A 7,095-nucleotide genomic window follows, 5' to 3' on the forward strand; every position below is an offset into this window, starting at 1 on the left:
CAAATGAATACTGCTTGAGAGCAGTCATCTAAGCTATCCATTAAAATTTCATTCATTCTTTTTTTATGAAAACTAAGAGTGGCATTACTTCCAAATTCACTTTCTAAATCAGATGATAAAATTATAGTGCACTCATCATCCCTTAGCTGATTCCATAAGTTTTGAACTAATTGAACTAATGCGAATCCGATGTTGATTATTTCATTCATTTCATACTGTTGATTATCCACGTAATCCTCGATATGAATCTTATTACTGGAGGCTTCAAACCCTGTTAGATCTCCGTAAACATCAGCTATGGCTTCGTAATTCACCTGCTCTAACCTATCTTTGTAAAAATTAAAGACAATAGCATCCGAATCCTCATAAAAGCCTTCTAGTATCATAAGTTCTAAAATTGAGGGAAGCTGGACATCATATCTGGATAGAAAGAATGCATCCATTTGGGAACTTTGAAGTATCACTTTTACACCTGGAATATTTTTGCTGTTATTGAAATTAGATTTTTAGTATTTCTAAAATTAACATAATACACCTTATACGAAATGCTCTAAATTATTTGTTTTAATTCAATAGTTTATTTCGTATTGAAAAGCCCAACTCAGCTGAGTTGGGCTTTTTTGATGATTTTTCATGTTCCACGCTTAATAAGTGAACAATGTTCCACGATCTTGATTAGGTCAATTGAATAATCAGGATGCCTGGTCTTTTTCTTTTTGGCGTTCATCCAGCTCTTTCTTCAGCGCCTTTTTATCCTGGTACGATGCAATCAGCATGATCGGGATCAGCAGCGGGGCCACAATAATTCCCAGGGCAATGTCTTTCAGTTTCGGCATGATCTCTCTCCCTTAGTCATTATCAAAAACAGCATTTAGTACACGGCCAAATAAACCACGTTTTTTAGGTTGTGGCACTGCCACATTTTGCAACGTGGCATGCTGTAGCGTTTGGCTGTGGTGTGCTGTAGTTTCTTGCTGTGGCACTGCCACGTTTTCTACAATATTTAATTCATTATTCTTTTTATTATCATTGCCTTGTTGTGTTGTCGCATGCTGTGGCATATCGGTGTCGCATGCCGTAGCATCTTGTTGTGGCGCTGCCGTGGCGGGTGCAACAGTTTTTAACTCAATAAGCGTCTGCATACGGTCGATTTGCTGCATTAAACGCTCTTCACGTTCTTGGTATTTTTTAACTTCATTTTCTAAATGAATAATGAGTTTTTTTGTAGATTCATCGCTATCTGATGTAGAAGATTCAATTTGTTGAGATGTTTGCTCAGGCTCCCCAAAGCATCTAATCACTTCCGAAAGGTCAAATTGACCATCACTAGAGCGTGATAAACGCCCATTACGTACAGCTCTGTAAATGGTTGACCTATCAATATGAAATTTTTTAGATACTTCACTTAGCGATAACTTAGCCATTTACTGTGTCCTTTTTATTTGATGGCATGTATCCCACTTTTTTTAGGTATGGGGCTAGTTCTTTGATTTTTTCAGAGTCTTGTAGCATCTCAGCAATACGAACAGCAAATTGAGGATAGCTTTCAGTTCCTTGTGAATAGCGACCCATTTCAGGGAGTTCTGAAAGTTTGTTTGCAAACATATGCCGTTGAGCATCGGTCATCTTTGAAAAAAGGTCTAAGGTATTCGGATCTCTTTCTATTGATGGATTATCCTTTTTCTTCTGTTTAAACGTAAAAGAAAAACCTGAAATTGATCGACCTTTTTTATGCTGTTCATATTTTACAGTTATATCCGTATGCTCATTTATTTGTTTAATAGCAAGCTCAAGTACACTAGTTTTAAAGCGCTCCATACGCTTGTACTCTGTATCGAGTACACCAATTCTTTGACGGAAATCACTTAGCTCTATAACTGGAGTAGAACCGGTACTTCTCCAAGCAATTAATAGTTCATATAAGCGGACAGCATAAGCACTACTGAGATTACTAACTTGCTGTAATTCGTATTTAGTAAAATGCTCTTCTAAACGTGTAATTAATGGGACTATAGCGGGGGCAAAGATAAGCTTAACCACTGCTTCATTATCTACATATCCAATTTCACTAACCCAACGGGATCTATAGTTCTCAATATTCCCTCTTTCATTTATTTTTTGATAACTAAATTGTCTAGCAAATAAATCATTACAGGCATCTTTTAATGCTTGATAGGCAGTATTGCGATGTACACCAAATTGATTGATATAGCCTTCGGCATGTACTTCAAGGGGATCATTAGCATTAATCCCTTTCCCACTTTCCCTTGCTTCAACAATAGCCAATAAAATTAAACGTTGTTCTACTAAATCCAAGTTATAGCTTGCATTGATTAAGGCATTGTCTTTTACCACTAATTCTCTCATGAAGCACCAGTATTAATTATTATGCTATGACACAATAATTAATTTTAGTGCTATAAGCAAGGTAAACGGTGTCATGTTGCAAGGTAAACGGTGTCATATTGCAAGGTAAACGGTGTCATATTGCAAGGTAAACGGTGTCATATAACCCTTGAAAGCTTTATAAACAAAGGCTTTCAGCATGTCTAAAAGCATTTAAAAACTTTAAAATAATTAAAAGCCCAAGGAGTGAAAAATTGCCCTTGGTTTTCGCTACGCTCAAACTCTATTGAATCTCGCTTTCGCTCGATTCGTCGGGGCAATTTTTTGGCTCATCTCGTTGTGACTTCAATAAAAAGCAAAAGCACGATGAATTCGCTTCGCTCATAGAGCTTTTTTGCTCGCTGCGCTCGATCTAGAATCGAATTTTTATATGTAATTAAAAAGTTTTTAGATTCCAATATCTAAAAGATTGTTTTTCAGAGGGTCTAAGCGCGAATTTCAGCGATTTCACTCGTAGACACTCGTTCTGTACCTTCCTATGTGAATTTGAGCTTAAATCGCAAATGAGTGCATTTAAAAGCTAAGTTTTATAGTGATTAGATAAAATCTTTACCTTTTGTATGAGGGTCATAAGAAAAAACCGGTTTTTTAGTCTTCAATTTTTCTGTATTTCTTTCTGCATTCGTCATTTTCATTTTTTCATTAGAAGTGGGGACCATATCCTGGGACTCTAATTTTTCTATTTTATGTAGATGTACCTTTTTTTCACTCATTCCCATTTTATTCAAATTTCGTAAAACTGAACTGTAAGAAATATTGTTCGCTAGCTCAGGTAAATCAGCGTGGATTTCCTTAATTGTATAACCAGCTTCTAGCCGTTTTTCTATTTCAGGTAATACAGAGATGATGAATTTTTTAGCGCCATGTCTGGTGACCATAATGACTTCCTCTTTCTTTAATTCATGCAATTATGTGCAACTATATGCAATTAAGAGCTTTTATACGATTTTATATGAAATTATCTGCAACTATAAGCTTTTAAATGGTTTTTATTCATTTTGATGTGCAATTATATGCGTTTATGTGCAATTGAACTTTCAGTGATATTGGCAAGATGTGTAATGTTATATAACATGGCAAGCCTTGGTTATATAAATTACCCGACTTATTCGCTTTCAGCTCAACGTGGCATCTTGTCCTGCGGAGCTTTTGGCATAGCCAAAATGTACTGGAAATAGAAAAATGACTGAACAGAAAAAGCCAAAACGGATACGCCAAAAAGTAATTCAAGTTGTGGTAACTGAAGCGGAGAAAAAGCAAATTGAAGAAAATGCTGCTCAGGGAAATTTATCAGCTTCTCAATATTTGCGTGATCTAGGATTGGGTTATCAACCTAAAAGTCTGACTGATATAAAAACAATCCAGGAAATTCGCAGCCTAAAATCAGATATGAATAAAGTGGGTGGACTACTGAAAAACTTAATGAATGGAGAACTGACTGATCCGAAAGAGATCCGATCTAAAGTAAACGGGCTGCTGCTGGATTTTTCTAGGAACCAAAATTCAATTGATCTATTCATTTCTAAAGTCAGATCCGCGATCAAGTTTTAAAAAAGTGTAAGGTGTGTCCCCTTGTATAGTGGCGTTAGCCAGCCGTTCCTTCAGAGCTGTATTCAAGTAGCCAATCTAAAAAAGTGTAAGGTGTGTGACCTTGTATAGTGGCGTTAGCCTGATGAATTTCGCATAAGAGATTTTGTGTTAAATAGCCCCTTAGTCTGGGGCTATTTTTTTGAAATTTTGTATAAGCTGTATTATGTTAATTTTAGAAGAACTATAAAGTGTAAAAAAAATCTTATTTTTTTGAGTTTGTTACATCACGGGCGATAGCAACACTTCCTTGAACATGACCATCATTATCTTTAATTAAAGAAAAACTCATTTCTACATAGAGTCTTTTATCTATATCTTTATGAAGTGCTTTCGTTAAAGTTGGTTTGCCCGATAGTCTAAGATTTCCATTTTGGATAGCAATGTTAAAACCATGCCAATGAGCTTTACGAGCACGTTCAGGAATTATGATATCAAGGCTTTGTCCAAGTGCTTCATCTTTGGAAAATCCAAATAATTGGCTAGCCGCATCATTCCAACGTTGAATATTACCGTGATTATCAGCATAAATTAATGCATCACTAGTTTGCTCTATAATGAATTCGGCAAGTTCCTTATGACTCATTTTATAACTCCTTTTAATGAAAACTTTTCTTTCTGGTTGATTGCACAGTAGCCCCATTTAGAGTAGTTAGGAATACTAGATGTTCTATTACTACTATCAAAAATAAGGCTATCTTAAAAATAAGTTATTTAACTAATGTTTAAATGTATTTTGAATACATCTTTGTGTTTTTTTTAATATAATACTTCTACTAACTAACTAATGTTCCATTCCCTCAGGGTTAGTATTTTTTAAGTAAAAGTTGGCGCAAAACGACACCAGTTAGTTCATTTCGGTGGGCTAGCTGTTTTTATAAAAATTTTATTTTTCATTATTTTACCTAAAATAAAAAAAGACAGCTTATCCTATCCCTTGAGTATCAGCGATCCAATCACCAAGTGCGGTACCAAGTGTTTGAGAGAACACAATGGTTAGCCATTAAAAAACTTCACTTTTAGGCGATTGGATATAATGTACAGAAATTGATCCACTGCTGTAGTACAAAGATGACAAAGAGATAATCAATAAACTTAATAAAATTAAACTACCACCCAGATATACGAAATAAAAAAGGGAGTTTATAACTCCCTTTTTTTATTGATGATTTTTACGTTCATTTAGCATTGCTTCACGTAGAATTTTGTTCATACGTGTTTGATAGCCTTTACCTTGTGATTTCAACCATGCGAGTACATCAGCATCTAGACGAACTGAAGTCTGTTGCTTCACTGGACGATAAAATTGCCCATGACGAACTGCATTACTCCAGTCGGTGATTTCGGGAATATCAGACAGGTCTAATTGATCATCAGACACAGTTCCCTTAGCAAGCAAGCGTTTAATTTCAGCATCTTGCTTGTCACTGAAGTTTTCATTCAGCTCTTCGCGTGTATATCTAACCATGCTCATATTGATTGCGCTCCGCTTTGGTTACTTGTCTTGCACTAATGATTCGTATGATTTCACAGTCATCTTCATCAAAGATGGTATGAGCAACTAATAACATCAGTACTCCTTTGACCTTACCAATGGTTTGCCAACGCTCTTCCCCATTGGTATGTCTGTCTTGGATTGAGATCCGTAGAGGATCTTCAAATATAAGGCTTGCAGTTTCAAAAGAGATATCATGCTTTTTCTGATTCTTTCGATTCTTAGCCTCATCCCATTCAAAATACTGTTCCATAAAAAACATTCAAATTTGTATATACAATAATGTATCACATAATTGTATCACTCAAGTTGAATAGAGTTTTTTTGGTCAATTTTATTGGCTGAAAGTGACAAATCTGTTCAATAAAAAGCCGACTTGTTTCCTAGTCGGCTTTTTGCTGTTTTTCAGGGGGATGAAAATTTTTTAACTATATGAAAAACAAGGATATTTTAAAAAGCATTTCGTATAACCTCTATTATGTTAAATAGACTCAAAAATAGTGGAAGTTTTGCGATAGTTACTCTATTGATTAGCATTCCAAGCTTTTAATAAACGCCAAATATTTTGATCTACAGCTTTCCAATCTTTTAATGATTCATAAGGCATTCTCCATTCAATATTCACGTTAGGATAGAGAGGTGTTTCAGATTTTGTGGTTATTACGATTTGGTCTGTAAGATTACGATTAATTGTCATTAAAAATTCAGAATGGTATGGATCTGATGCATGACCTAAACAATGATAAGAAATATCAGAATCCAAATTTATTGAATAGCATTCTAAATCAAATTTTTTAAATGAATCTTCATATTTTACAAATTTATGTGATGTTAAATAGTTTATCCATTCTCTTGGTGTTCGTTTATATTTAAAAGATATGGGATCAAGTGTACTGAAATTTTGTAGATGCACTTTTACTTGATCTTGATAACTCCTATCATAAAAGTTATTAATTTTTATATTCTTAGCATTATTCAAAAGTAGATTAAATTGCATAGGCTTTTGAAAATCGGCAACGTTCTCAATTTTATCATCGTCATTTAGTATTTCTACTGTAGGAATAAAGTTAATAGGAAACTGCCCAAGAAAAGGGTTACTTAAAACTATGCCTTGCTCAATATTCTTTTTACCACCTACAACTGTTTTTATAATTAAATCCGATGAAATCCCCCAAGTCACTAAATCCCCTGATTTTGATATATCTTTATAATATTCAATATCCGATTTTTCTGATAAAGATTTAGACCTAGGTTCTGAAGAGTCAGTACATCCACATATAGCAGTAAAATGTATTAAAATAATAAAAGTTCTGATGGCATTCATAATGAAAGTCTTCTATTTATTAAATTTCCCTAAAATTAACATAATACACGTTATACAAAGTTGGAAAATTGAGACTATAACCTTAATTTTTATGTGTTTTTTGAATTTAATGCCTAGGCCAGTGCCTAGGTTTTTTATTTCGTATAACAGCCCTTATGTTAAGTATTTGCAGATATTAAGTCATTGTTTCCACAAATGAATACTGCTTGAGAGCAGTCATCTAAGCTATCCATTAAAATTTCATTCATTCTTTTTTTATGAAAACTAAGAGTGGCATTACTTC

At 34.3% G+C, this 7,095-nt stretch carries 10 protein-coding genes and 1 pseudogene; 1 reads left to right on the forward strand and 10 read right to left on the reverse strand.

Annotated features, from left to right (window positions below):
* The 5 genes from AC1M9I_RS14290 to AC1M9I_RS14310 all read right to left on the reverse strand — a co-directional run.
* A partial coding sequence (locus tag AC1M9I_RS14290) for a hypothetical protein (protein WP_481611190.1) occupies nucleotides 1-443 on the reverse strand: 443 nt, incomplete at its 3' end.
* Nucleotides 444-692: 249 nt separating this feature from the next.
* Nucleotides 693-836, reverse strand: coding sequence for a hypothetical protein (locus tag AC1M9I_RS14295; protein ID WP_001125247.1), 144 nt, complete (start codon nucleotides 834-836; stop codon nucleotides 693-695).
* Between the two features lie 12 nt (nucleotides 837-848).
* Entirely contained in the window at nucleotides 849-1,424 is a 576-nt protein-coding gene (locus AC1M9I_RS14300) for a plasmid replication DNA-binding protein (protein ID WP_060513917.1), read from the reverse strand.
* A complete protein-coding gene (gene repM / locus AC1M9I_RS14305) occupies nucleotides 1,417-2,367 on the reverse strand; it encodes a replication initiation protein RepM (protein ID WP_126132568.1) in 951 nt (316 codons plus the stop codon). The genes AC1M9I_RS14300 and repM overlap by 8 nt, the downstream gene beginning before the upstream one ends.
* A 575-nt stretch (nucleotides 2,368-2,942) precedes the next feature.
* On the reverse strand, nucleotides 2,943-3,284 hold the full coding sequence (locus AC1M9I_RS14310; RefSeq protein WP_163169833.1) for a hypothetical protein: 342 nt from the start codon (nucleotides 3,282-3,284) through the stop codon (nucleotides 2,943-2,945).
* 304 nt (nucleotides 3,285-3,588) lie between these two features.
* Here AC1M9I_RS14310 and AC1M9I_RS14315 point away from each other — a divergent pair, with 304 nt between their 5' ends.
* Nucleotides 3,589-3,957, forward strand: a complete 369-nt coding sequence (locus tag AC1M9I_RS14315; RefSeq protein WP_481611191.1) for a plasmid mobilization protein — start codon at nucleotides 3,589-3,591, stop codon at nucleotides 3,955-3,957.
* Between the two features lie 241 nt (nucleotides 3,958-4,198).
* Here the strand turns inward: AC1M9I_RS14315 and AC1M9I_RS14320 are convergent, their stop codons facing one another.
* The 5 genes and pseudogenes from AC1M9I_RS14320 to AC1M9I_RS14340 form a co-directional block, all read right to left on the reverse strand.
* A complete protein-coding gene (locus AC1M9I_RS14320) occupies nucleotides 4,199-4,579 on the reverse strand; it encodes a PAS domain-containing protein (protein WP_107010194.1) in 381 nt (126 codons plus the stop codon).
* Between the two features lie 342 nt (nucleotides 4,580-4,921).
* Nucleotides 4,922-5,116: pseudogene (locus tag AC1M9I_RS14325) on the reverse strand (hypothetical protein); the annotation flags it as partial.
* Nucleotides 5,117-5,152: 36 nt separating this feature from the next.
* Nucleotides 5,153-5,467, reverse strand: coding sequence for a BrnA antitoxin family protein (locus AC1M9I_RS14330; RefSeq protein WP_111885983.1), 315 nt, complete (start codon nucleotides 5,465-5,467; stop codon nucleotides 5,153-5,155).
* Entirely contained in the window at nucleotides 5,454-5,741 is a 288-nt protein-coding gene (locus AC1M9I_RS14335; RefSeq protein WP_107010192.1) for a BrnT family toxin, read from the reverse strand. The genes AC1M9I_RS14330 and AC1M9I_RS14335 overlap by 14 nt, the downstream gene beginning before the upstream one ends.
* A 270-nt stretch (nucleotides 5,742-6,011) precedes the next feature.
* A complete protein-coding gene (locus tag AC1M9I_RS14340) occupies nucleotides 6,012-6,812 on the reverse strand; it encodes a hypothetical protein (RefSeq protein WP_151204773.1) in 801 nt (266 codons plus the stop codon).
* Nucleotides 6,813-7,095 lie beyond the last annotated feature (283 nt).

It is taken from the genome of Acinetobacter sp. ANC_7553 (genome assembly GCF_056779895.1).

Bases quoted from the DNA above. Each gene is read 5' to 3' on its own strand.
- repM (WP_126132568.1), bottom strand. From the start codon at position 2,367: ATGAGAGAATTAGTGGTAAAAGACAATGCCTTAATCAATGCAAGCTAT.
- AC1M9I_RS14340 (WP_151204773.1), bottom strand. From the start codon at position 6,812: ATGAATGCCATCAGAACTTTTATTATTTTAATACATTTTACTGCTATA.
- AC1M9I_RS14300 (WP_060513917.1), bottom strand. From the start codon at position 1,424: ATGGCTAAGTTATCGCTAAGTGAAGTATCTAAAAAATTTCATATTGAT.
- AC1M9I_RS14295 (WP_001125247.1), bottom strand. From the start codon at position 836: ATGCCGAAACTGAAAGACATTGCCCTGGGAATTATTGTGGCCCCGCTG.
- AC1M9I_RS14315 (WP_481611191.1), top strand. From the start codon at position 3,589: ATGACTGAACAGAAAAAGCCAAAACGGATACGCCAAAAAGTAATTCAA.
- AC1M9I_RS14330 (WP_111885983.1), bottom strand. From the start codon at position 5,467: ATGAGCATGGTTAGATATACACGCGAAGAGCTGAATGAAAACTTCAGT.
- AC1M9I_RS14320 (WP_107010194.1), bottom strand. From the start codon at position 4,579: ATGAGTCATAAGGAACTTGCCGAATTCATTATAGAGCAAACTAGTGAT.
- AC1M9I_RS14335 (WP_107010192.1), bottom strand. From the start codon at position 5,741: ATGGAACAGTATTTTGAATGGGATGAGGCTAAGAATCGAAAGAATCAG.
- AC1M9I_RS14310 (WP_163169833.1), bottom strand. From the start codon at position 3,284: ATGGTCACCAGACATGGCGCTAAAAAATTCATCATCTCTGTATTACCT.